This is a genomic window from Streptomyces sp. SAT1 (assembly GCF_001654495.1).
Classification (GTDB): Bacteria; Actinomycetota; Actinomycetes; order Streptomycetales; family Streptomycetaceae; genus Streptomyces; species Streptomyces andamanensis.
Genome location: NZ_CP015849.1, coordinates 2798412 through 2822500, shown reverse-complemented (window position 1 = coordinate 2822500; position 24089 = coordinate 2798412). Strand labels below are relative to the sequence as shown.

The window sequence follows — 24089 nt, the reverse complement described above, 5'->3', positions numbered from 1 at the left end:
TTGTGGTGAAGTGGATGATCCTATGCTGTCGAGAAAAGCCTCTAGCGAGTTTCATGGCGGCCCGTACCCTAAACCGACTCAGGTGGTCAGGTAGAGAATACCGAGGCGTTCGGGTGAACTATGGTTAAGGAACTCGGCAAAATGCCCCCGTAACTTCGGGAGAAGGGGGGCCATGTCTGGTGATCGGATTTTCTCCGTGAGCTGGGGGTGGCCGCAGAGACCAGCGAGAAGCGACTGTTTACTAAAAACACAGGTCCGTGCGAAGCCGTAAGGCGATGTATACGGACTGACGCCTGCCCGGTGCTGGAACGTTAAGGGGACCGGTTAGCTTGGATTCGTCCAGGCGAAGCTGAGAACTTAAGCGCCAGTAAACGGCGGTGGTAACTATAACCATCCTAAGGTAGCGAAATTCCTTGTCGGGTAAGTTCCGACCTGCACGAATGGCGTAACGACTTCTCGACTGTCTCAACCATAGGCCCGGTGAAATTGCACTACGAGTAAAGATGCTCGTTTCGCGCAGCAGGACGGAAAGACCCCGGGACCTTTACTACAGTTTGATATTGGTGTTCGGTTCGGCTTGTGTAGGATAACTGGGAGACTTTGAAGCGTGCACGCCAGTGTGTGTGGAGTCGTCGTTGAAATACCAGTCTGGTCGTGCTGGATGTCTAACCTGGGTCCGTGATCCGGATCAGGGACAGTGTCTGATGGGTAGTTTAACTGGGGCGGTTGCCTCCTAAAGGGTAACGGAGGCGCCCAAAGGTTCCCTCAGCCTGGTTGGTAATCAGGTGTTGAGTGTAAGTGCACAAGGGAGCTTGACTGTGAGACCGACGGGTCGAGCAGGGACGAAAGTCGGGACTAGTGATCCGGCGGTGGCTTGTGGAAGCGCCGTCGCTCAACGGATAAAAGGTACCCCGGGGATAACAGGCTGATCTTCCCCAAGAGTCCATATCGACGGGATGGTTTGGCACCTCGATGTCGGCTCGTCGCATCCTGGGGCTGGAGTCGGTCCCAAGGGTTGGGCTGTTCGCCCATTAAAGCGGTACGCGAGCTGGGTTTAGAACGTCGTGAGACAGTTCGGTCCCTATCCGCTGTGCGCGTAGGAGTCTTGAGAAGGGCTGTCCCTAGTACGAGAGGACCGGGACGGACGAACCTCTGGTGTGCCAGTTGTTCTGCCAAGGGCATGGCTGGTTGGCTACGTTCGGGAGGGATAACCGCTGAAAGCATCTAAGCGGGAAGCCTGCTTCGAGATGAGGGCTCCCACCCACTTGATGGGGTAAGGCTCCCAGTAGACGACTGGGTTGATAGGCCGGATCTGGAAGCACGGTAACGTGTGGAGGTGACCGGTACTAATAGGCCGAGGGCTTGTCCTCAGTTGCTCGCGTCCACTGTGTTGGTTCTGAAACCACGAACAACCCCATGTGCCACACATGGTGCGGTTGATTGTTTCATAGTGTTTCGGTGGTCATAGCGTGAGGGAAACGCCCGGTTACATTCCGAACCCGGAAGCTAAGCCTTACAGCGCCGATGGTACTGCAGGGGGGACCCTGTGGGAGAGTAGGACACCGCCGAACAATTCTTAGGGAAGACCCCGCACCTCACGGTGCGGGGTTTTTCTGTGTTCAGGGGCTTTTCGTGATGTCCCTCTTCTGGCACCTTCCCGGCCCCTTTCCGTCTCTGGGACGGAAGGGGCAGTGCTTCAGAGCCGGCCTGCTGCCTTCAATGCCAGGTAGGCGTCCGCGAGTGCGGGAGCCAGGTTGTCCGGAGTCGCGTCGACGACGGTGACTCCCTGGCGGCGCAGTTGTTCCGCGGTGCGCTGGCGTTCGCCCTGGGCCTGGGCCGCCGCAGCGGCTTCGTACACCGCGTCCGTGCTGCCCCGGGCGGTGGCCATGCGGGCCACGTACGGGTCCGCGACCGAGGCGACCAGTACGGTGTGCCGTTGCGTGAGCTGAGGGAGGACCGGGAGCAGGCCCTCTTCCACGGGGGCCGGGTCCAGGCTGGTGAGCAGGACGATCAGGGAGCGGCGGGGCGCTGTGCGCAGTGCGGTCGCCGCGAGGCCCCGGGCATCCGTCTCGACGAGTTCCGCTTCCAACGTCGCCATGGCGTTGACCAGGGACGGCAGCAGCATTCCCGCGGCGCGGCCCTGGACGAGGGCCCGCACCCGGCGGTCGTAGGCGAGGAGGTCGACGCGGTCTCCGGCCCGGGAGGCGAGGACGGCCAGGAGCAGGGCGGCGTCCATGGCGGCGTCCAGGCGGGGCGCGTCCGCGACCCGCCCGGCCGAGGTGCGGCCGGTGTCGAGGACGAGCAGGATGTGGCGGTCGCGTTCGGGACGCCAGGTGCGGACGGCGACCGCGGACTGTCGGGCGGTGGCGCGCCAGTCGATGGAGCGGGTGTCGTCGCCGGGCACGTAGTCGCGCAGGCTGTCGAACTCGGTGCCCTCTCCGCGGGTGAGGACGCTGGTGCGGCCGTCGAGTTCGCGGAGCCGCGCCAGTTTGGACGGCAGGTGCTTGCGGCTGGTGAACGGAGGGAGGACCCGTACCGTCCAGGGCACCTGGTGGGTGCCCTGGCGGGAGAAGAGGCCGAGCGGGCCGTAGGAGCGGACGGTGACACGGTCGGCCCGGCGGTCGCCGCGGCGGGTGGGGCGCAGCCGCGTCGTCAGCCGACGGCGTTCGCCGGCGGGGACGGTCAGGTGGTGGCGGGAGGCATCGGTCTCCGTGCCGGGCTGCCAGCTGCTGGGCGGCCAGGCGTCGCGGATCCGGGCCCGCAGGGGGCGGCCGGACGGGTTGGTGACGGTGAGCGTGACGTCGGCGGTGTCGCCCAGACGTACGGAGGTGTCGCCGGAGCGGGTCAGGCCGAGGCGGCGTACGGGCGCGGCCAGGGCGTAGTCGCAGGCGCAGGCGACGGCCAGGGGCGCGTTGACGGCGAGGACTCCGGTCCAGCCGGCGTCCCAGAGGCCGACGGGGACGGAACCGAGGGCCGCGAGGAGTGCGGCGCGTCCGGTGAGGGCCATCAGCGGGGGACCGGGACGTGGGTGAGGACAGCGGTGATCACCGAGTCGGCGGTGACGCCTTCCATCTCCGCTTCCGGGCGCAGCTGTACGCGGTGGCGCAGCGTGGGCAGGGCGAGGGCTTTGACGTCGTCGGGGATGACGTAGTCGCGGCCGGTCAGCCAGGCCCAGGCGCGTGCGGTGGACAGCAGGGCGGTGGCGCCGCGCGGGGAGACGCCCAGGGAGAGGGACGGGGATGCGCGGGTGGCGCGGCAGATGTCGACGACGTAGGCGGCGATCTCGGGGGAGACGGTGGTCGCGGCGATCGCGGTGCGGGCGGCTTGCAGGTCGGCGGGGCCCGCTACGGGGCGTACGCCGGCGGCGCGCAGGTCGCGCGGGTCGAAGCCGGCGGCGTGCCGGGTGAGGACGTCGATCTCGTCGTCCCGGGAGGGCAGGGGGATGGTCAGCTTGAGCAGGAAGCGGTCCAGCTGGGCCTCGGGCAGCGGGTAGGTGCCCTCGTACTCGACCGGGTTCTGGGTGGCGATGACCAGGAAGGGGTCGGGGAGCGGGCACGGTGTGCCGTCGACGGTGACCTGGCGTTCCTCCATGGCCTCCAGCAGCGAGGACTGGGTCTTCGGCGGGGTGCGGTTGATCTCGTCGGCGAGGAGGAGGTTCGTGAAGACCGGGCCGGGCTGGAAGGAGAACCGGGTGGTGCGGGCATCGTAGACGAGGGAGCCGGTGACGTCGCTGGGCATCAGGTCGGGGGTGAACTGGACGCGTTTGGTGTCGAGTTCGAGTGCGGCGGCGAGGGTGCGCACGAGGAGGGTCTTGGCGACTCCGGGGACGCCTTCGAGCAGCACGTGGCCGCGGCAGAGCAGGGCGACGACGAGACCGGTCACGGCGGGGTCCTGGCCGACCACGGCCTTGGCGATCTCGGCGCGCAGGGCTTCCAGGGAGGACCGGGCGGCGGTCGCGTCCCCGTTGTGCCCGGCGTTGTCAGTGGTCGGGTCCATCATGGACGGCGTACCTCTCTTTCGAGGGCGTCGAGTCGGTCGGCGAGGGAGACGAGGGCCGCGTCGTCGCCGGGCGGCGGGCCGAAGAGCAGGTCGTGCAGGGGCTGTGCGCCGTCGTCCAGGCGGGCGGACAGGGCGGGGAGGAGTGCCTCGGGCGTGTGCGCCTGGGTGGTGGGGACGCCGACGAGGGGAGCGAGGCGGGTGCGGGTGGCGGAGCGAAGAGCGGTGGCGGCGCGGTCGCGGGCGTTCACCTTGCGGTAGAGCCGGGCGCGGCCCTCGGTGGTTTCGGAGGCGCGGATCGCGACGGGGAGTTTCTCGGGCACGAGCGGGCCGAAGCGGCGTGCCCGCCACAGGGCCGCCACTGCGGCGGCGATGAAGAGCTGGAGGGTGCCCCAGAGCCAGCCGGAGGGCAGCAGGTCGAAGAAGCCGCGCTCGCCGCTGTCGGGGGCGGAGGCGTCGTCGAGCGAGGGGAGGTACCAGACGAGATGGGGGCGCGAGCCGAGGAGTTGAAGGGCGAGCGAGGCGTTGCCCTGCTGGTCGAGGCGGTTGTTGTAGAGGATGTCGGGCGCGCCGAGGACGACGGTGTCGCCGTGCGCGGCCTGCGGGATGCGCAGCAGGGTGGGCAGGCCGTCGCTCGGGTAGCAGGAGTCGGCGCGTGCGGTGGCCGAGTAGCGGATGCCGTCGCCGAGTTCGGCGGGTCCGGCGCGGCGGGCGGCGGGCAGGGCGCAGCCGGGTGCGAGCACGGTGTCGAAGCCGGGCGCGGCGTCGGCGGTGACGCCGGGGGCCAGGCGGTCGAGGGAGGGAGCGCCGGGGGCGACGAGGACGGTGCGTCCGCCGGTGCCGGCGGTGGCGGCGCGCAGCCGGGACTGCTGGTCGCGGGTCAGCAGGTCGGGGACGGTGACGAGCAGGGTGGTGTCGGGTCCGGCCGCGGCGCGTGCCGCGTCGAGGCCGGTGACGACCCGGGTGCTGACGTGCTGGTCGGCGAGGAGGGCGGCGACGGCGCGGCTGCCGTGCGGGTCGGCGGAGCGCGGGTCGAGGCGGCCGTGCCGGTCGCCGGAGCGCAGTGCGGCCAGGACGAGGCCCGCGGCGAGCAGGATCAGCAGCGCGAGCAGGATGCCGCGCGCGCGGGTCCAGGTCTGCCGGGCGGTGGGCGAGGTCGAGGTGGCCGGGGGCGGGGCGGCGGTGGTGGCCTCGGTGGTCATCCGGCGGCTCCCCGCTGGGTGGTGTCCGCCGTGCTCGTCGTGCTCGCGGCCGGCTGGGGCCGGGTGTGCTCCAGGTCGCGGTCGAGTACGGCGATGTGGCGGTACGTCTGCTCGGTGGCGCGGCGGCCGCCGTATGTGACGTCGTCGAAGTCGCGGGCGGCGGTGTGCAGCCGGTCGGCGTGGGCGGGCAGGGCGCGGCCTGCCTCGGCCGCGGCCTCGTCGGCGGTGCGGCCGGGGCGGGTGTCGAGAAGGGCGCGTTCCTCCAGGGAGCGGACGAGGGCGCGCATGCGTTCCTGGACGGCGGGGTTCCAGTGGCCCTGGGCGGCGTGCGCCTCGGCGGCGGCGCGGTGTTCGGCGGCGCTGCGGGGACGGTCGTCGAACAGGGCGGGGGCGGAGGCGGGTGCGCGGTGCGGTGTGCCCAGGCGCCACCACAGGGCGCCCAGTACGGCGAGGACGGCAAGGACGATCACGACGAGTCCGGCCGTGCCGCCGGGGGTGGCCGTCGAGGCGGAGTCGAAGAGTCTGCCGACCCAGTCCCAGAAGTGGTCGAGGGCGCGTTGGAACAGGCCGGGGTCGTTCTCGTGGTACACGCGCTTGGACAGTTCGCGGCGGGCGGCCTCCCGCGCGGGGTCGCGCGGGAGGGTCACCGGTGGTGTGCCGCCGGGGCCCGGCTGCGCCAGGGCGAGCGTGCGCCCGGTGCGCGGCAGGGACCGCAGGATCCCGTCGGCGTGGTCCGCCGCGCGCGCGGGCGCGGACGGCGCTGTGAGAACTCCCCCCGGCAGGCTCACGGCATCAGCTTCCGGAGGCGGGTGCGTCGGTGCCGTGGCCCTGGACGCCTGCGGCGCGGGCCAGTTCCAGGTCGAGGGCTTCGCGGCGGATGCGCTGGTCGACGTAGAGGAGCACGGTGACACCGGCCGTGATCGGGAGTTTGATCATGGAGCCGATCACCGTGCCGATTCCGGTGATGACCAGGTACGTCCAGCTGAGCTGGGTGCTGCCGTCCAGGAGGCCGGAGAACCCGCCGTCGCTGAAGGCGGAGGCGATCAGGCTGAAGGGGATGACGATGATCGCCGAGATGATGCCGACGATCAGCGCGGTCAGGAGCTGGATGCCGAAGATCCGCCACCAGGAGCCGTTGACCAGCTTGACGGAGCGGCTCATCGCCTTCTTGACGCCCTGCTTCTCCAGCATCAGCGCGGGCGGGGCGAGGGAGAAGCGGACCGCGAGCCAGATGGCGACCACACCGGCGCCCAGCGCACCGAGGACGGCGATCGCGGTGCCTCCGACGGGGGCCCCGGTCGCGGCGACGATGAGGCCGGGTACCAGGCCCACGGCGAAGACGCCGAGGCAGATGACCAGCAGCACGAGGAGCAGACCGAGCAGCCTGGGCAGTTGGGGAGCGGCGTCGCGCCAGGCCTCGCGCAGGGTGACGGACCGGCCGAGCACCGCGCGGCTGGTGACCGTGGTGAGCAGGCCGGTGGCGAGGACGGCGCCGATGACGCCGACCAGGAAGATGATGCCGGAGCCGAGGAGGCTGTCGCCCGTGGCCCGGAGCACTTCGCGGGGCGTGGCGTCCGGGTCCTTGAGCGCGTCGTTGCCGATGACGCCGTTCAGCGCCAGACGCTGCACCAGGATGACGACGATCTCGGTGACGACCGCGATGGCCAGCGCGATGCCGAGCACGGCCCGCCAGTGGGCGCGCATCGTGGACACGGCGCCGTCGAGGATCTCGCCCAGACCGAGCGGGCGCAGCGGGATCACGCCGGGCTTGGCCGCGGGCGGCGGTCCGCCCCAGCCGGCGCCCCAGGCGCCGTAGCCGCCGGGACCGGGTCCCTGGCCGCCGGGTCCGTAGCCACCTGGGCCGCCGTAGCCCCCGGGGCCTCCGGGGGTGCCGTATCCGCCGTATCCGTAGCCGCCGCCCGCGGGCGGCGGGGCGCCCCAGCCGGGGCCGGGGGGCGGCGGGGGCGGAGCCTGGCCGGGTGCCGGGCCCGCGGGGCCTCCGGTGGGTGCGGACCACTGGCCGGCCGGAGGCTGCTCCTTGGACCACTTGGGGCCGGGGTCCTGCGGCTGCGCTCCGGGCCGGTCCGCGGGCCGCTCGGGCCGGGCCGGCGCCGAGGGGTCGGGACGGCCGGCGGCGTCGGCAGGGCCGGACGCGCCGGGTTCCTGCCCGTCGGACGGGGCGGATCCGGGCGAGGCCCAGCCCGGAGTGTCGTTCATCGTCGCTCCTTCACGGTGCCCGTCCGCGGTCGCGGCGGCAGGTGGGGTGCCATCGTGTCATGGGGCGGTGACAGGGTGACCTGCCGCGGTGGCCGCTGCACGCCTTCCATTGTCCGCGGGATACGGGGAACACTGACGGCATGGCTGATCAGTACGCGCAGGCTCGCGAGGACAACCGGCCGCCGGGAATTCCCGCCCTTCGCTGGGAGGAGCCGCCCGAGGGCCCCGTCCTGGTCCTCCTGGACCAGACGAGGCTGCCGGCCCAGGAGGTCGAGCTGGTGTGCACGGACGCGCCCGCGCTGGTGGAGGCGATCCGGTCGCTCGCTGTGCGCGGGGCGCCGCTGCTGGGCATCGCCGGGGCGTACGGCGTCGCGCTCGCCGCCGCCCGCGGCTTCGACGTGGACGACGCCGCCGACGCGCTCGCGGGAGCGCGGCCGACCGCGGTGAACCTCTCGGTGGGGGTGCACCGGGCGCGGTCGGCCTATCACACCGCGCTGGCCGAGACCGGTGATCCGCTGCTGGCCGCTCCGGCGGCGCTGGCGGCGGCGCGGCAACTGCACCGGGAGGACGCGCGGGCCAGCGCGCGCATGGCCGAGCACGGCCTGGCGCTGCTCGACGAACTGCTGCCGGCCGGTGGGCACCGGATCCTCACGCACTGCAACACCGGGTCGCTGGTGTCGGGCGGGGAGGGCACGGCGTTCGCGGTGGCGCTGGCGGCGCACCGGGCGGGCCGGATGCGCCGGCTGTGGGTGGACGAGACCCGGCCGCTGCTCCAGGGGGCGCGACTGACGGCGTACGAGGCGGCGCGCAACGGTCTGGCGTACACGCTGCTCGCCGACAACGCGGCCGGTTCGCTGTTCGCCGCCGGTGAGGTGGACGCGGTGCTGATCGGCGCGGACCGCATCGCGGCGGACGGCTCGGTGGCGAACAAGGTGGGCAGCTATCCGCTGGCGGTGCTCGCCCGCTACCACCACGTGCCGTTCATCGTGGTCGCCCCGGTGACGACGGTGGACGAGCGGACCCCGGACGGGGCGTCCATCGAGGTGGAGCAGCGTCCGGGGCACGAGGTGACGGAGCTGACGGCACCGCAGGCCCCGGGGACGGGCGCCGGTGGCGGCATCCCGGTCGCGCCGCTCGGTACGCAGGCGTACAACCCCGCGTTCGACGTGACCCCGCCGGAGCTGGTGACCGCGATCGTCACCGAACAGGGCGCCCTGTCGCCGGTGACGGCCGAGGGACTGGCCGAGCTGTGCGCGCGCTCGCGGCGGGCGGCGGAGGAACACGGGAGAGGGTAGGCGGCGGGGCGGAGGAGGCACCGGCCGGGGCTCGTGCGGTGCCCGTTCCCGGGGCGTGGGCAGACAGTGACGGCTCCGTACGACTATCGTCACAGGCCAGTGAGCTGTCTCACCTGGATCTTCGCCACCGTTACGAGAATGGGATGATGTCGTTTATGAAGGGACGAGTCCTTGTCGTCGACGACGACACCGCACTGGCCGAGATGCTCGGGATCGTGCTGCGTGGTGAGGGTTTCGAGCCGTCGTTCGTGGCTGACGGCGACAAGGCGCTGGCCGCTTTCCGGGACGCCAAGCCCGATCTGGTGCTGCTCGACCTGATGCTGCCCGGCCGGGACGGCATCGAGGTCTGCCGCCTGATCAGGGCCGAGTCCGGCGTGCCGATCGTGATGCTGACCGCCAAGAGCGACACCGTCGATGTCGTCGTGGGCCTGGAGTCCGGGGCCGACGACTACATCGTCAAGCCGTTCAAGCCGAAGGAGCTGGTCGCCCGGATCCGGGCGCGGCTGCGCCGTTCGGAGGAGCCTGCTCCCGAGCAGCTGGCCATCGGTGACCTGCTCATCGATGTGGCCGGGCACTCGGTGAAGCGGGACGGGCAGTCGATCGCGCTGACCCCGCTGGAGTTCGACCTGCTGGTCGCGCTGGCCCGCAAGCCGTGGCAGGTGTTCACCCGTGAGGTGCTCCTGGAGCAGGTGTGGGGCTACCGTCACGCGGCGGACACCCGCCTGGTGAACGTCCATGTCCAGCGGCTGCGTTCCAAGGTCGAGAAGGACCCGGAGAAGCCCGAGATCGTGGTGACCGTCCGTGGCGTCGGCTACAAGGCCGGACCGAGCTGACATGTCCGGGGACAGTGCCGCTTCGGCGCCCGGACGGACCGGGACCCGCGCGGAGCGGCCTGTCGGCCGGAGGGGCGCGGGTTCCCGCTGGGGACGCCTCCTGGAGGGCGGGCTGCTGCACGGCGGTGTGCAGGGCAGCCCGGTGCTGCGGCTGCTGCTGCGCTGGGTGCGCAGGCCGCTGCTGCCCGTCATGCGCCTGTGGCGGCGCAACATCCAGCTCAAGGTCGTCGCCACCACCCTGCTGATGTCGCTGGGCGTCGTGCTGCTGCTGGGCTTCGTCGTCATCGGCCAGGTCCGCAACGGACTGCTCGAAGCCAAGGTCAGGGCGTCGCAGAGCCAGGCGACGGGCGGGTTCGCGGTCGCCAAGCAGCGGGCCGACGAGGCCGCGAGCGGCGCCGGGGACGACGCCGCCGGAACGCCCGCTGACGGGCACGCCTCGCAGAACGTCATCTCCTGGATGAGCGAACTGGTCTCCTCGCTCTCCAGCGGCGGCCAGGGCGCCTTCGACGTGGTGACGCTGCCCGCGGGCGAGGAGAGCGTCGGAGGACGCGGTCCGCGCGCCTCCGGCCAGGTGGATCCGACCGTGAGCGTCCCGGAGGACCTGCGCGCCCGGATCAACGGCAGCATGACCGCCGCACAGAGCTACACGCGCATCGTCTACAAGGACGCCGACAAGGTGCCCCAGCCCGCCCTGGTCATCGGCAAGCAGGTCAACGACCCCAACGGCGACCCGTACCAGCTGTACTACCTCTTCCCGCTCACCCAGGAGGAGAAATCGCTCAGCCTGGTCAAGGGGACGCTGGCGACGGCCGGGCTCTTCGTCGTCGTCCTGCTCGGCGCGATCGCCTGGCTCGTGGTGCGCCAGGTGGTGACGCCGGTGCGCATGGCCGCGGGGATCGCCGAGCGGCTGTCGGCCGGGCGGCTCCAGGAGCGGATGAAGGTCACCGGTGAGGACGACATCGCCCGTCTGGGTGAGGCGTTCAACAAGATGGCGCAGAACCTCCAGTTGAAGATCAACCAGCTGGAGGACCTGTCCCGGATGCAGCGCCGGTTCGTCTCCGACGTCTCGCACGAACTGCGGACGCCGCTGACGACCGTACGGATGGCCGCCGACGTCATCCATGAGGCGCGCGAGGACTTCGACCCGGTCACGGCGCGGTCGGCGGAGCTGCTGCTCGACCAGGTGGACCGGTTCGAGTCGCTGCTCGCCGACCTGCTGGAGATCAGCCGCTTCGACGCGGGCGCTGCGGCCCTTGAGGCGGAGCCGGTCGACCTGCGCGAGGTGGTGCGGCGGGTGGTCAGCGGCGCCGAGCCGCTCGCGGACCGCAAGGGCACCTGCATACGCGTCACCGGCGACCAGCAGCCCGTCGTGGCCGAGGTCGACGCCCGGCGGGTGGAGCGCGTCCTGCGCAATCTGGTCGTCAACGCCGTCGAGCACGGCGAGGGGCGGGACGTCGTCGTCCGGCTGGGCGCCGCGGGCGGCGCGGTCGCCGTCGCGGTGCGCGACTACGGCGTCGGACTCAAGCCGGGCGAGGCGACCCGCGTCTTCAGCCGCTTCTGGCGGGCCGACCCGGCACGCGCGCGTACCACCGGCGGTACGGGTCTGGGGCTGTCGATCGCCCTGGAGGACGCCCGGCTGCACGGCGGCTGGCTCCAGGCATGGGGCGAGCCGGGCGGCGGTTCGCAGTTCCGGCTGACGCTGCCCCGGACGGCGGACGAACCGCTGCGGGGTTCGCCGATACCGCTGGAGCCCAAGGACTCGCGGCGCAACAGCGGACGCGAAGCGGCCGGTGCGGGCCGCGCCGCGAAGCGGGCCACCGTGCCCGCCCAGCCGACCGCGGAGCGCTGCGCGGGACAGGGCCGGGACCCGATAGCGGCCCGGTCGCCCGTGGCGGCACCCACCGCCGACCCGACCGCGCTGCCGGGCAACGGCGCGCGCGTGGTGCCGCGGCCCGCCTCGGGCACACGGCGGCAGAGCACCGCGCCGGAAGCGGAGGCGTCCGCCGTGGAGCGGCCGGCCGGAGAACGTGCGGGCGGGGCCGCGGGCCCGGAGGGGACCGGGCCCGGGGTCGCGAAGGAGCAAGGGGAGGCATTTCGTGGGCGCTGACCGCGAGGGGGGCGCGCGGCGTCGGCGGATGCGTGCGCTGATGTGCGCCGCCTGGGGGGTCGTCCTGCTCGCGGGATGCGCCTCGATGCCCGACAACGGCGACCTGCGGGACGTGGAGTCCACGCCGCGCCAGGACACCGAGGTACGGGTCTTCGCCATGCCCCCCAGGGACAACGCACCGCCGTCCGAGATCGTGCAGGGTTTCCTTGAGGCGCTGACCAGCGACGACCCGCAGTACGCGACGGCCCGGCAGTATCTGACGACGACGGCCGCGCGGCAGTGGCGGCCCGAGACGTCCACGACCGTGCTCGCCGACGGATGGGACATCGAGGTCGACCGGGCCACGGCGCACGAGGACACCGGCGACTACGCGTTCACGCTCACCGGCAGCAAGGTGGCCCGGGTGGACGAGCAGCAGTCGTACGCGCCGCTGGACGGCCGCTACAGCCAGTCGGTGCACCTGACGCGCGACAAGAAGTCCGGACAGTGGCGCATCGACACGCCGCCGCAGGGGGTCCTCATGGGCCGCTCGGACTTCCAGCGCAACTACATGCCCGTCAACAAGTACTACTTCGCCTCGAACACGCCGGGCGGCGTCCGGCGACCGGCCACGGCCGTGGCCGATCCGGTGTACGTACGGCAGCGCGTCGACGCCATGACCCAGGTGGTCCGCTCGGTGCTCACCGGTCCGACCCGCTGGCTGGACCGGGTGGTCAGGTCGAGCTTCCCGACCGGGACGGCGCTGCGCAAGGACGTCACCGGGCTGGCGCCCGACGACCAGAACCGGCTGACCGTGCCGCTGAACGCCAAGGCGTCCGGCGTCGGCGGCGAGCGCTGCTGGGAGATGGCCGCGCAGGTGCTGTACACGGTGCAGAACCTCACGCCGACCGTGGAGACGGTGGCGTTGCAGCGCGCCGACGGGAGCACGCTGTGCACGCTCGGCGCGGACCGGGCCCGCACCGTGGCCACCCGTGGGCCGGTGAAGCGGCCCGAGTACCTGTACTTCCTCGACGACAAGCGCCGGCTGGTGCGGATCCCCGGCGGCAGCTCCGGGACGAACGTAGAACCGGTGCCGGGCGCCCTGGGCGAGGGCGCCCAGCGGCTCGGTTCGGCGGCGGTGGCGTGGGACGAGCGCAGCGCCGCCGGGGTCAGCAACGACCGCAGGGAACTGTTCGTCGGGCCGCTGGAGCAGGGCGGCGCGCTCGGTACGCCGGTGCTGCGGAGCAACGGCAAGTCCGAGGACGACCGGCTGACGCCGCCCAGCTGGGACGCGCGCGGCGACCTGTGGGTGGCCGACCGCGATCCGGCCCGGCCGCGGTTGATGGTGCTGGAGCAGGGGACGGGCCAGCCGGTCGAGGTGGCCGTTCCCGGTCTCGACGGACGTGTCGACGCGGTGCGGGTGGCCGCCGACGGTGTGCGCATCGCCCTGCTCGTGGAGCACAAGGACCACACCAAGTCCCTGCTCATCGGGCGGATCGAACGGGACGCCAAGGCCGATGGGCGGTCCGCGGTCGCGGTGCTCGAACTGCGCTCGGCGGCCCCCGACATGGAGGACGTCACGGCCATGTCCTGGGCGGGCGACAGCCGCCTCGTGGTCGCCGGACGCGAGCAGGGCGGTGTGCAGACCATGCGGTACGTGCAGGTCGACGGCTCCACGCCGGACGTCCCCGCGCCCGCCGCGCTCACCGGCGTGCGCTCCATCGCCGCGTCCGAGGACGAGCGGCTGCCGCTGGTGGCCTACTCGGAGGCGGACGGGCTGGTGCGGATGTCGTCCGTGGCGCAGTGGCAGAAGGTGGTCAAGGAGGGGGCGGCGCCCGTCTATCCCGGGTGAGGTCAAGGTCGGCTTCGATGGGGGCTCGGCTTCGATGGGGGCTCGGCTTCAGGGGGGAGTCTCGGCTTCGAGGGAGTCTCGGCTTCGAGGTGAGCACGGCTTTCCTCCGGCCTCCGGCCCCGGGCCCCCACCCCAGGCCCCGGCCCCGGTCCCTTCTTGGGCCGGGGCCTTCACTCGTGCGGGTGAAGCCCTGCCCGGCGCCGTAGGGGTTGTCCACAGCGCGTCGCGGTCCGTTGTCCACAGGGGTGGCCGACGCGGCGCCGCCTCGGCACAGTGGACGTATGCGCAGGTGGTGGCGGGACCTCACCGACCTGGTACTGCCGACCGAGTGCGGAGGCTGCGGCAGGCCGCGCACGGTGCTCTGCCCCCGGTGCCGTGCCGCCCTCGGCCGGGCCGCGCCGCGCCGGGTGCGGCCGGACCCGGCGCCGCGCGGTCTGCCGGCCGTGCATGCGGCCGCTCCGTACGCGGACGAGGTCAGGGCGGCTCTCCTCGCCCACAAGGAAAGAGGAGCGCTGGCCCTGACCGGGCCACTGGGCGCGGCGCTGGCGGGCGCCGTGCGGGCCGGGCTGCGCACGGCCGGGATCCCGGACGCGGCCCGGGGCGGCACCGGACCGGTGCTGCTGGTGCCGGTGCCCTCCGCGCGGGGCGCCGTGCGGGCCCGGGGGCACGATCCGGTGCGGCGGATCGCGCTGGCGGCGGCCGGTGAGCTGCGCCGTTCGGGACTGCCGGTCCGGACGCTCACCGTGCTGCGGCAGCGGCGCGCCGTGGCCGACCAGTCGGCGCTCGGCTCCCGGCAGCGGCAGGCGAACCTCGCCGGTGCGCTGCGGGCGGTCCCGGGCGGCGGGCGGCTGCTGCTGGACGGGCCCGTCGTGCTGGTCGACGACCTGATGACGACGGGGGCCTCGCTGACGGAGGCGGCGCGCGCGGTGAGGTCGGCCGTGTACACGGCGCGGGCCCGGGAAGGGATGGAGGAACGGAAGCCGGTAACACGGCGGAAGGAGGGGAACCCGTTGTACGGCACATCCGAATTGGCGGATGCCGGCGGAAGCGGTGACGTGATCTGCGCGGCCGTCGTCGCCGCTCCACCGGATTCCTTCGAAATAGACGGAACTGACAGCGGAGACGCATCGTTGCAGGTAATGACAGGGGCAATTCATCTGGATGGAGGTACACCGCGGTAGAGGGTGACGCCATCCCACCCGGCGAGATATGTTCGGGGTGTGAGGGAAAGGCGCAGGCCGTTCCCGTCATATCCGAATGCCGTGCCGCGAGTTTGCGCTTTTTCGCAATCTCCCCGCATCGGCAGGGTGGAGATCTCGCCCGCGGGGAAGGGGAGGTGGACGTCACCGAGTCCGAGGTTCCGGACCTGACCGGAACCGGGTGCGAAAGGGAGACGCTCCGCCGAGGAAGCGGAGCGATCCGGGAACGGAGTTCTGCGTGGACATCGTCGTCAAGGGCCGCAAGACAGAGGTGCCCGACCGGTTCCGCAAGCACGTGGCCGAGAAGCTGAACCTGGAGAAGATCCAGAAGCTCGACGGCAAGGTGATCAGCCTCGACGTCGAGGTGTCCAAGGAGCCCAACCCCCGGCAGGCCGACCGTTGCGACCGAGTGGAGATCACGCTCCGCTCCCGCGGTCCGGTGGTCCGGGCGGAGGCGGCGGCCAGCGACCCGTACGCGGCACTCGACCTCGCGGCGGAGAAGCTGCACGCACTGCTGCGCAAGCAGCACGACAAGCGTTTCTCCCGGCGCGGTGCGCGCCGCATCCCGGCCTCCGAGGTCCCCGACCGCGTGCCGGGCGTGGCCGCGCTCAACGGCAGCGGGCAGACCGCCGCCGAGGAGGCCGCTGACCACGTGCCCACGAAGAAGGTGGGCTCGCTCGAGGTACAGGGCGACGGCCCGCTCGTGGTCCGCGAGAAGACCCACCTCGCCGCTCCGATGACCCTCGACCAGGCTCTCTACGAGATGGAGCTGGTCGGGCACGACTTCTACCTGTTCGTCGACTCGGAGACCAAGGAACCGAGCGTGGTCTACCGGCGGCACGCCTACGACTACGGCGTGATCCACCTCAGGACGGACACGATGGTCGCGGTGGAGAACTCCCCCGAGGCGGGCGGCACGCTGGGCGGCTGACCACCCGCCCCGTCCCGCTCCGGCCGACACAGCCGGGCCGGTGCCCCCGGAGTGCGCGTGTGCGCCCCCGGGGGCACCGACGTGCGACCCCCTCGCGCCTCGCTCGGTCACCGCGGGGGCCGCTGAGCATGGAATCATGGCCGCAACGGCCCAACGGCTGGGCCGTTGCCTCGGGTTGGCCAGCCACGGCACCCCACACCGGGCCACAGCCTCAGGGGGAGGAACAACGATGACGGACAGCTTCGGACCGATGCGGGACGAGGACGCCGACCGCGGCGCCGTCGGCATGGGTCCGGACACGGGCCCGTCCCGTGCGGAGCCGATCAGGGTCCTGGTGGTCGACGACCACGCCCTTTTCCGCCGTGGCCTGGAGATCGTGCTCGCCGCCGAGGAGGACATCCAGGTCGTCGGCGAGGCGGGCGACGGCGCCGAGGCCGTGGACAAGGCCGCCGACCTGCTGCCCGACATCGTCCTGATGGATGTGCGGATGCCCCGGCGCGGCGGGATCGAGGCGTGCACCTCCATCAAGGAGGTCGCCCCCAGCGCGAAGATCATCATGTTGACGATCAGCGACGAGGAGGCCGACCTCTACGACGCGATCAAGGCGGGCGCGACCGGTTATCTCCTCAAGGAGATCTCCACGGACGAGGTGTCCACCGCGATCCGCGCGGTGGCCGACGGGCAGTCGCAGATCAGCCCGTCCATGGCGTCCAAGCTGCTCACCGAGTTCAAGTCGATGATCCAGCGCACCGACGAGCGCCGTCTCGTGCCCGCCCCCCGGCTGACCGACCGGGAGCTGGAGGTCCTCAAGCTGGTGGCGACGGGGATGAACAACCGGGACATCGCCAAGGAGTTGTTCATCTCCGAGAACACCGTGAAGAACCACGTCCGCAACATCCTGGAGAAGCTCCAGCTGCACTCCAGGATGGAGGCGGTGGTGTACGCGATGCGGGAGAAGATCCTGGAGATCCGCTGAGCCGTCCCGCTGCCTCTCCCCGCCGCGCTGCCTCTCCCCGTCCCGCTGTCTCCCCGCCCCGGTCGTCCCTCCCGCCCGCCGTCTGCCGCCCCGTCCGGCACCACTGTCCGCCGCCTCCCCCCGAGCGAGCGGTCAGCGCAGGGCCGCGGCCAGCGTCCGGCTCACCTCCTGGGCGAGGGGTTCGCGCAGCTCCGGGGCGTCCACCCGCTCCACGCGCACGTCCGTGATGCCCACCCAGCCCGCCGCCTCGACCAGCGCCTGGGCCACCGCGGGGACCGCCTTGGGACCGTCCAGGGTGACCTGCTTGGCCACCAGCGTGCGGCCCTCGCGGGCCGGGTCGACACGCCCGACCAGCCGGCCGCCCGCCAGCACCGGCATCGCGAAGTAGCCGTGCACCCGCTTGGGCTTGGGGACGTACGCCTCCAGGCGGTGGGTGAAGCCGAAGATCCGCTCGGTGCGCGCCCGGTCCCAGATCAGCGAGTCGAACGGGGACAGCAGAGTGGTGCGGTGCCGGCCGCGCGGCGGGGTCGCCAGGGCTTCCGGATCCGCCCAGGCGGGCCTGCCCCAGCCCTCGACCGTGACCGGGACCAGGCCCGAGTCCGCGATCACCGCGTCGACCTGGTCGCCCTTGAGCCGGTGGTAGTCGGCGATGTCCGCGCGCGTGCCCACGCCCAGGGACCGGCCGGCCAGCCCGACCAGGCGGCGCAGGCACTCGGTGTCGTCCAGCTCGTCGTGGAGCAGGGCGGCGGGGACGGCGCGCTCGGCCAGGTCGTACACCCGCTTCCAGCCGCGGCGCTCGACGCAGACCACCTCCCCGTACATCAGGGCGCGCTCGACGGCGACCTTGGTCCCCGACCAGTCCCACCAGTCGCTGGTCCGCTTGGCGCCGCCCAACTCGGTCGCCGTCAGCGGGCCTTCGGTGGTCAGCTGCTTGATCACCTGGTCGTAGGTGCCGCCGGGCAGCCGGTGGTTCCAGTGCGGGCGGCCCCGGTAGGCGCGGCGGCGGAAGGCGAAGTGCGGCCACTCCTCGATGGGCAGGACGCACGCGGCGTGCGACCAGTACTCGAAGGCGTGGGTGCCGGTCCAGTAGGCCTGCTCCACTGTGGTGCGGCCCACCGCGCCGAGCCGGGCGTAGGGGATCAGCTCGTGGGAGCGGGCGAGCACCGAGATGGTGTCCAGCTGGACCGCGCCGAGATGGCGCAGCACGCCCCGCACACCGGATCTCCGGTCGGGGGCGCCGAGGAGGCCCTGGGCGCGCAGGGCGATACGGCGGGCTTCGTCGGCCGACAGATCGGCGATGGGGCGCGGGACGCTCGTCATGGACCGCACGATAGGGCCTGCCACTGACACCCCGCCCCGGCCTGGGCGTCATCCGCCGGAGGACCGGGAAGGGGCGGGCACATAGGGAACCGTCGCGGGCAGCCCCAGGTCGGAGGGGAGCAGGGAACCCACCCAGCAGTCCCGTCGTACGCCCTTGTTGTCGAGCGCCGCGCGCAGGGTGCCCTCGACGGTGAAACCGGTCCGCTCGGCGACCGCGCGGGAGGCGGTGTTGCCCACCTCGGCGCGCCACTCCAGGCGGTCCACGGCCAGGTGCGCGAAGGCCCAGCGGGCGGTGGCGCGGACCGCCTCGGAGACGTGGCCGTTGCCGCGGTGCTCCCTGGTGCCCCAGAAGCCGACCTCGGCCGTGCCCGGGGCGCGCCGGGTGATGCCGAGCATGCCCACCAGGTCGTCGGCGGGCGCGGGCAGGAAGAGCCCGAAGGTGAACATGGAGTCGTCGGCCCAGCCGTCGGGCACCAGGCGCTCGGTGAAGTCGCGCGCGTCCTCGTACTGATAAGGGGAGGGGATCGTGGTCCAGCGCTGGATGTCCGGGTCGAGCGCGGCGGCGTACACCGTGTCGGTGTCCTTGGCCCGACGGTGCGCAGGACGAGGCGGGCGGTGGTCAGGGTGACGGGTTCCATCGGCCGATTCTGCTCGTGGGCCGCGCGGGGCGCCATCGTGTTTCCCGCTCTGTGAGCGGGCGGTCACGATTCGCGCAAATCCCGGGCGGGCGCGGCACCATCCGGGGCTCCCGCCCGTTGTTCCCTGTGGAGGCGGCGCGGGGCACAGTGGAGGAGTGCCCTCGCGGCAGGCCCTCCCGGCTGGGCCGGGTCCTCGCATACGATGGCCGTTGCTTAGCCAAGCCAGTGGAAACCGACCGTCCCAGGCCCGACCGGCAAGGAGACCAACCCCCGTGTCCGTCCTCTCGAAGATCATGCGTGCAGGCGAAGGCAAGATCCTGCGCAAGCTGCACCGCATCGCGGGCCAGGTCAACTCCATCGAAGAGGACTTCGTCGACCTCTCCGACGCCGAGCTGCGGGCCCTCACCGATGAGTACAAGCAGCGGTACGCCGACGGCGAGAGCCTGGATGACCTGCTGCCCGAGGCGTTCGCCACCGTACGAGAGGCGGCCAAGCGGGTCCTGGGCCAGCGGCACTACGACGTGCAGCTGATGGGCGGCGCCGCCCTGCACATGGGGTATGTCGCCGAGATGAAGACCGGTGAGGGCAAGACGCTCGTCGGCACCCTGCCCGCCTATCTGAACGCCCTGTCCGGCGACGGCGTCCACATCGTCACGGTCAACGACTACCTGGCCGAGCGCGACTCCGAGATGATGGGCCGCGTCCACAAGTTCCTCGGCCTGGACGTGGGCTGCATCCTCGCCAACATGACGCCGGCCCAGCGCCGCGAGCAGTACGGCTGCGACATCACCTACGGCACGAACAACGAGTTCGGCTTCGACTACCTGCGCGACAACATGGCCTGGGCGAAGGACGAACTGGTCCAGCGCGGCCACAACTTCGCCATCGTCGACGAGGTCGACTCCATCCTGGTCGACGAGGCCCGTACGCCGCTGATCATCTCCGGCCCGGCCGACCAGGCCACCAAGTGGTACGGCGACTTCGCCAAGCTCGTCACGCGCCTGAAGAAGGGCGAGGCGGGCAACCCGCTCAAGGGCGTCGAGGAGACCGGCGACTACGACGTCGACGAGAAGAAGCGCACCGTCGCCATCCACGAGTCCGGCGTCTCCAAGGTCGAGGACTGGCTGGGCATCGACAACCTCTACGAGTCGGTGAACACCCCGCTCGTCGGTTACCTGAACAACGCCATCAAGGCGAAGGAACTGTTCAAGAAGGACAAGGACTACGTCGTCATCGACGGCGAGGTCATGATCGTCGACGAGCACACCGGCCGTATCCTCGCCGGCCGCCGCTACAACGAGGGCATGCACCAGGCGATCGAGGCGAAGGAAGGGGTGGACATCAAGGACGAGAACCAGACCCTCGCCACGATCACCCTGCAGAACTTCTTCCGCCTCTACAACAAGCTCTCCGGCATGACCGGTACGGCGATGACCGAGGCCGCCGAGTTCCACCAGATCTACAAGCTCGGCGTGGTCCCGATCCCGACCAACCGGCCGATGGTCCGCAAGGACCAGTCCGACCTGATCTACCGCACCGAGGTCGCCAAGTTCGAGGCGGTCGTCGACGACATCGCGGAGAAGCACGAGAAGGGCCAGCCGATCCTGGTCGGCACCACCTCGGTCGAGAAGTCCGAGTACCTCTCGCAGCAGCTCAGCAAGCGCGGCGTGCAGCACGAGGTGCTCAACGCCAAGCACCACGAGCGGGAGGCGTCCATCGTCGCCCAGGCCGGCCGCAAGGGTGCCGTCACCGTGGCCACCAACATGGCCGGCCGCGGTACGGACATCAAGCTCGGCGGCAACCCCGAGGACCTCGCCGAGGCGGAGCTGCGCCAGCGCGGCCTCGACCCCGAGGAGCACATCGAGGAGTGGGCCGCCGCGCTGCCCGCCGCCCTGGAGAAGGCCGAGCAGGCCGTCAAGGCGGAGAAGGAAGAGGTCGAGAGGCTCGGCGGCCTCTATGTGCTGGGCACCGAGCGGCACGAGTCGCGCCGTATCGACAACCAGCTGCGCGGTCGTTCCGGCCGGCAGGGCGACCCGGGCGAGTCCCGCTTCTACCTCTCCCTGGGCGACGATCTGATGCGTCTGTTCAAGGCGCAGATGGTCGAGCGCGTGATGTCCATGGCGAACGTCCCCGACGACGTGCCCATCGAGAACAAGATGGTCACCCGCGCGATCGCCTCCGCCCAGTCGCAGGTCGAGCAGCAGAACTTCGAGACCCGTAAGAACGTCCTGAAGTACGACGAGGTCCTCAACCGGCAGCGCGAGGTCATCTACGGCGAGCGCCGCCGCGTTCTGGAGGGCGAGGACCTGCGCGAGCAGGTGCAGCACTTCATGGACGACACCATCGACGCCTATGTGCAGGCGGAGACCGCCGAGGGCTTCCCGGAGGACTGGGACCTGGACCGGCTGTGGGGCGCGTTCAAGCAGCTCTACCCGGTGAAGATCACCGTCGAGGAGCTGGAGGAGGCGGCCGGCGACCGCGCGGGCCTGACGGCCGAGTTCATCGGCGACTCCATCAAGGACGACATCCACGAGCAGTACGAGGCGCGCGAGACGCAGCTCGGCTCCGAGATCATGCGTGAGCTGGAGCGCCGCGTGGTCCTGTCGGTCCTGGACCGCAAGTGGCGCGAGCACCTCTACGAGATGGACTACCTCCAGGAGGGCATCGGCCTGCGCGCGATGGCGCAGAAGGACCCGCTGGTCGAGTACCAGCGCGAGGGCTTCGACATGTTCTCCGCGATGATGGACGGCATCAAGGAGGAGTCCGTCGGCTACCTGTTCAACCTGGAGGTCCAGGTCGAGCAGCAGGTCGAGGAGGTCCCCGTCGAGGACGCCGCGCCGTCCCTGGAGAAGGCGCCGCAGGACGCGGTGCCCGCGCAGGCGGGCGCGCGCCCGGAGATCCGCGCGAAGGGGCTGGACGCGCCGCAGCGGCGCGACCTCCACTTCTCCGCCCCGACCGTGGACGGGGAGGGCGGTGTCGTCGAGGGCGAGTTCGCCAGCGACGACGAGCCGGTCCGCTCCGAGTCGGACGGCCTCACGCGTGCGGAGCGCCGCAAGCAGGCGAAGGGCGGCCGTCGCCGCAAGAAGTGACACCGGCTCCCTGCCTGCGGGGAGCGGCATCCGACCGAAGGGCCGGGCACGGTTCGGTGCCCGGCCCTTCGGCTTGCGCCCGGCGGCGCGCGCTCAGGGGCCGGCAGGCCCCGGGCACGCCCTGCCGGCCCCTGGCCGGGCCGCCTGCTCCGGGGGCCTCCCCGTGCCTGGACGAGGGGGCGCGGGTGCTGAGGCGCGGGGCACGGGGGCCGTTGGGATGCCTGGCCGACGCCCGGCCCGCCCCACGGAGCCCGGCGGCGGGCTGGCCCGCTTGGCCCGCCTGGCCCGCCCTCGGAAACCGGCTGAGGTCCGGCCCGCCCGGCCCGCCCGGCCCGCAGGGCCCCGCCCGGCACGCTCGGCGGTGTGCCGGGCAGGCCGGACCTCGGCCGGACGTGTGGGTGGGCCCCCGCGGTCCGGGAAGGGGCGGGCGACGCCCGGCCCGCAGAGGTCGGGGGGCCACCCGGTGGGTGCCTGCCAGTCCCCCGCCCGCGGGGCCTCAGCCGGGTGTGTGAGGGGCCCGTGGGCCCCAGGGAGGAGCCGAGCCCTCCCGGGGCCCTGCCAGGCTTGCCGGTCCCGTCCAGCCCCTGTTCGGGGCCGGACGGGTGCCGGTGGCTCCGTCACTGCTTCCAGGCGCCTCCCTTCCAGGCGCCTCCCTTCCGGAGCGCGTGGCCTCCCGCCGGGCCTGTGAGCGGCTGTGGGCTTCGCCGAGGGTCCTCGGCGGGACTCGGAGGGATTCGGGCCTCCTGGGGCTTGTCCGGGCCGCCTCAGGGGTCCTGGTGGGCTCGTCCGGTCCTGCTGTGCCCCTGTCGGGGCCTCCGGCCCGCTGCCGTCCCGGGCCGGAGGCCCCGCTCCTCGGGCTCTGTCATTCCTCCCGTGGGCGGGGGCGGCTCGGGACCCGGGGAAGGGCCAGTTCCACGGCGGTGCAGCGCCAGCGGCGGTCCCGGCCGCGTTCGAGGCGGAAGGCCAGGGCGCGCAGTTGCGGGCCGGCGCCGATGCGGGCGAAGACCTCCAGGGCGCCGGGGCGGGGCTCGAAGTAGCCGATGTCGCGGACGACGGGATGGGCGCCGCGGGCCCGCAGGGGGCCGTGTTCGGCGAGGCGGACGAGTTCGTCGTAGGCCCGGCCGGCGGTGTGCCGGAGCATCCAGTGGACGGGGCGCCGGCCGCTCAGCACGGCCAGGAGCCGGTCGGCGAAGAGGTCGGTGGTGGCGGGAGCGGCCGCGAGGGCCGACGCGGCGGCGCGCTCCCGTTCCCGGGCGCCCCCGCCGTCCCCGGGAAGCCCGGCGAGCCCGGGTGCGGCCGGTGGCCGGGCGTCGGTCCTGTCGTGCGGGGCGGTCCGGCGCGTGGCCGGTGTCGTGGGCGGGCGGTTGTCGGTGGGGCCGGTGCGGGCGGGGCCGGTGCCCCGGGGCGAGCCCGGCGGGCGGCCGTCGCTCGCGGTGCGTGCCGGACTGCCGCCCGGCGTGCGCGGCGGGGTGCCGCCGGGGCGGCGGGCGTCGCGGCGGCCGGGCGGGCGGGTGCCGGGGCGGCGCTGCGCCCTGGTCATGACCTTGTTCATGCGTCCCCGTTCTCGGTGTGCTCTGGCTGTGCGCCGTGGAACGCGGGCCGCCGGTCGGTGCGAGCCCGCAATACCGAGCAGTAACTTCCTGCTGGGGACCTTGTACGGGACCCGTCGCGGGGGAGCAAGGAAGGTTCCGCCCGGGTCGACCATGTGCCGGTTTCACCTGTCCGGGTGAACTTGCGCGGCCGGGCCCCCGTAACGGCGCGGCGGTACAGGGGTGCACCGGGTGAAGCGCGGGGCGCGCGGTGGACGCCCCGGAGGGTGCGGCCGGGGACACGAAAGGGGACCTCCGCACGTATCCTGAAGGCCGTCCGGGTGGCCCTCCCGCGGTCTCCCGGCACCCCGCGGACCTTCATCCCACCGAGAAAGCGGCCGGCCATGCGCGTCTACGTCCCCCTGACCCTCCCCGGGCTCGCCGCGGCCCACGCGGCCGGGGAGCTGGGACCGGAACCGCTCGTCGCCTACGCCGTCACCCCCGCGCTGCGCGAGTGGTACGTCTCCGACGACCTGGAGGAGCTGGAGTACGCCGCGCTGAACCGAGCCGCGCTGGCCTCGCTGCGGCTGCTGGCCATGGACCCGGAGGCACCGCGCCGCCGGGTCGTGGTGGCCGTGGACGTCCCCGACCGCGCGGCGAGCGCCGACCCCGACCGGGGCCTGGACCCCGCCGCGCTCGGCGAGGTCAGGGTGGCCGGGACCGTACCGCTGGCCAAGGCGGCGGCGGTGCACGTCGACGCGGACGACGCGGTGGCGGACGTGACCGCGGCGGCCGGCGCCCTGGGCGCGGCGGACACCGGCGACGACGACGCGCAGTTCGTCGTCGACGGCGCCGAGGACCACGAGCTGCTCTGGTACGCCACGCAGGAGATCCCGAACCTGATCTGAGCCGGGCGGACCGCGCAG

General features: G+C 72.3%; 16 protein-coding genes, 2 rRNA genes and 1 pseudogene (1 of these 19 only partly in view). 11 read left to right on the top strand and 8 right to left on the bottom strand.

The annotated features are described in order from the left end of the window. A 23S ribosomal RNA gene (locus A8713_RS12200) occupies window positions 1-1370 on the top strand (it extends 1750 nt beyond the left edge of the window). 84 nt (window positions 1371-1454) lie between these two features. Then, window positions 1455-1571, top strand: a 5S ribosomal RNA gene (gene rrf, locus A8713_RS12195). A 125-nt stretch (window positions 1572-1696) separates the two neighbouring features. Here rrf and A8713_RS12190 read toward each other — a convergent pair. The 5 genes from A8713_RS12190 to A8713_RS12170 are packed head-to-tail and all read right to left on the bottom strand — an operon-like array spanning window position 1697 to window position 7415. Continuing rightward, window positions 1697-3007, bottom strand: a complete 1311-nt coding sequence (locus A8713_RS12190; protein ID WP_064533429.1) for a DUF58 domain-containing protein — start codon at window positions 3005-3007, stop codon at window positions 1697-1699. After that, on the bottom strand, window positions 3007-3996 hold the full coding sequence (locus tag A8713_RS12185) for an AAA family ATPase (RefSeq protein ID WP_107440624.1): 990 nt from the start codon (window positions 3994-3996) through the stop codon (window positions 3007-3009). The genes A8713_RS12190 and A8713_RS12185 overlap by 1 nt, the downstream gene beginning before the upstream one ends. Continuing rightward, window positions 3996-5198 (bottom strand): DUF4350 domain-containing protein, encoded by a 1203-nt coding sequence (locus tag A8713_RS12180; RefSeq protein ID WP_064533427.1) that lies wholly within the window; start codon window positions 5196-5198, stop codon window positions 3996-3998. The genes A8713_RS12185 and A8713_RS12180 overlap by 1 nt, the downstream gene beginning before the upstream one ends. Further along, entirely contained in the window at window positions 5195-5986 is a 792-nt protein-coding gene (locus A8713_RS12175; RefSeq protein WP_064533426.1) for a DUF4129 domain-containing protein, read from the bottom strand. The genes A8713_RS12180 and A8713_RS12175 overlap by 4 nt, the downstream gene beginning before the upstream one ends. A gap of 4 nt (window positions 5987-5990) precedes the next feature. Beyond that, window positions 5991-7415, bottom strand: a complete 1425-nt coding sequence (locus A8713_RS12170) for a glycerophosphoryl diester phosphodiesterase membrane domain-containing protein (RefSeq protein ID WP_064533425.1) — start codon at window positions 7413-7415, stop codon at window positions 5991-5993. A 140-nt stretch (window positions 7416-7555) separates the two neighbouring features. On the opposite strand from A8713_RS12170, the gene mtnA reads away from it, so the two are divergent. The 7 genes from mtnA (at window position 7556) to A8713_RS12135 (ending at window position 16587) form a co-directional block, all read left to right on the top strand. Further along, window positions 7556-8710, top strand: a complete 1155-nt coding sequence (gene mtnA / locus A8713_RS12165) for an S-methyl-5-thioribose-1-phosphate isomerase (RefSeq protein ID WP_064533424.1) — start codon at window positions 7556-7558, stop codon at window positions 8708-8710. 143 nt (window positions 8711-8853) lie between these two features. Then, window positions 8854-9543: a two-component system response regulator MtrA gene (gene mtrA, locus A8713_RS12160; protein WP_216826769.1), complete on the top strand. Its 690-nt coding sequence runs from the start codon at window positions 8854-8856 to the stop codon at window positions 9541-9543. A gap of 1 nt (window position 9544) precedes the next feature. Next, a complete protein-coding gene (mtrB, locus tag A8713_RS12155; RefSeq protein ID WP_064533422.1) occupies window positions 9545-11650 on the top strand; it encodes an MtrAB system histidine kinase MtrB in 2106 nt (701 codons plus the stop codon). A 28-nt stretch (window positions 11651-11678) separates the two neighbouring features. After that, window positions 11679-13481 (top strand): LpqB family beta-propeller domain-containing protein, encoded by a 1803-nt coding sequence (locus A8713_RS12150; RefSeq protein WP_399968733.1) that lies wholly within the window; start codon window positions 11679-11681, stop codon window positions 13479-13481. A 281-nt stretch (window positions 13482-13762) separates the two neighbouring features. Further along, window positions 13763-14662, top strand: coding sequence for a ComF family protein (locus A8713_RS12145; RefSeq protein ID WP_079158923.1), 900 nt, complete (start codon window positions 13763-13765; stop codon window positions 14660-14662). Between the two features lie 256 nt (window positions 14663-14918). Further along, window positions 14919-15611 carry a ribosome hibernation-promoting factor, HPF/YfiA family gene (hpf, locus tag A8713_RS12140; RefSeq protein ID WP_064533420.1) on the top strand — a complete coding sequence of 231 codons (693 nt, stop codon included), beginning with the start codon at window positions 14919-14921 and terminating at the stop codon, window positions 15609-15611. Between the two features lie 229 nt (window positions 15612-15840). Then, complete coding sequence (locus tag A8713_RS12135; protein ID WP_018565489.1) at window positions 15841-16587, top strand: response regulator; 747 nt, start codon at window positions 15841-15843, stop codon at window positions 16585-16587. Window positions 16588-16719: 132 nt separating this feature from the next. On the opposite strand, the gene A8713_RS12130 is transcribed toward A8713_RS12135, so the two are convergent. Both A8713_RS12130 and A8713_RS12125 read right to left on the bottom strand, forming a co-directional pair. Further along, window positions 16720-17907, bottom strand: a complete 1188-nt coding sequence (locus A8713_RS12130) for a winged helix-turn-helix domain-containing protein (protein ID WP_064533419.1) — start codon at window positions 17905-17907, stop codon at window positions 16720-16722. 48 nt (window positions 17908-17955) lie between these two features. Next, window positions 17956-18545 (bottom strand): annotated as a pseudogene (locus tag A8713_RS12125) (GNAT family N-acetyltransferase). A gap of 272 nt (window positions 18546-18817) precedes the next feature. Here A8713_RS12125 and secA point away from each other — a divergent pair. Next, window positions 18818-21634: a preprotein translocase subunit SecA gene (secA, locus tag A8713_RS12120; protein ID WP_064533418.1), complete on the top strand. Its 2817-nt coding sequence runs from the start codon at window positions 18818-18820 to the stop codon at window positions 21632-21634. Window positions 21635-22496: 862 nt separating this feature from the next. Here secA and A8713_RS12115 read toward each other — a convergent pair. Then, a complete protein-coding gene (locus A8713_RS12115) occupies window positions 22497-23186 on the bottom strand; it encodes an Rv3235 family protein (protein ID WP_064533417.1) in 690 nt (229 codons plus the stop codon). A 381-nt stretch (window positions 23187-23567) separates the two neighbouring features. On the opposite strand from A8713_RS12115, the gene A8713_RS12110 reads away from it, so the two are divergent. Then, complete coding sequence (locus tag A8713_RS12110; RefSeq protein WP_064533416.1) at window positions 23568-24071, top strand: DUF6912 family protein; 504 nt, start codon at window positions 23568-23570, stop codon at window positions 24069-24071. Window positions 24072-24089: the final 18 nt, after the last annotated feature.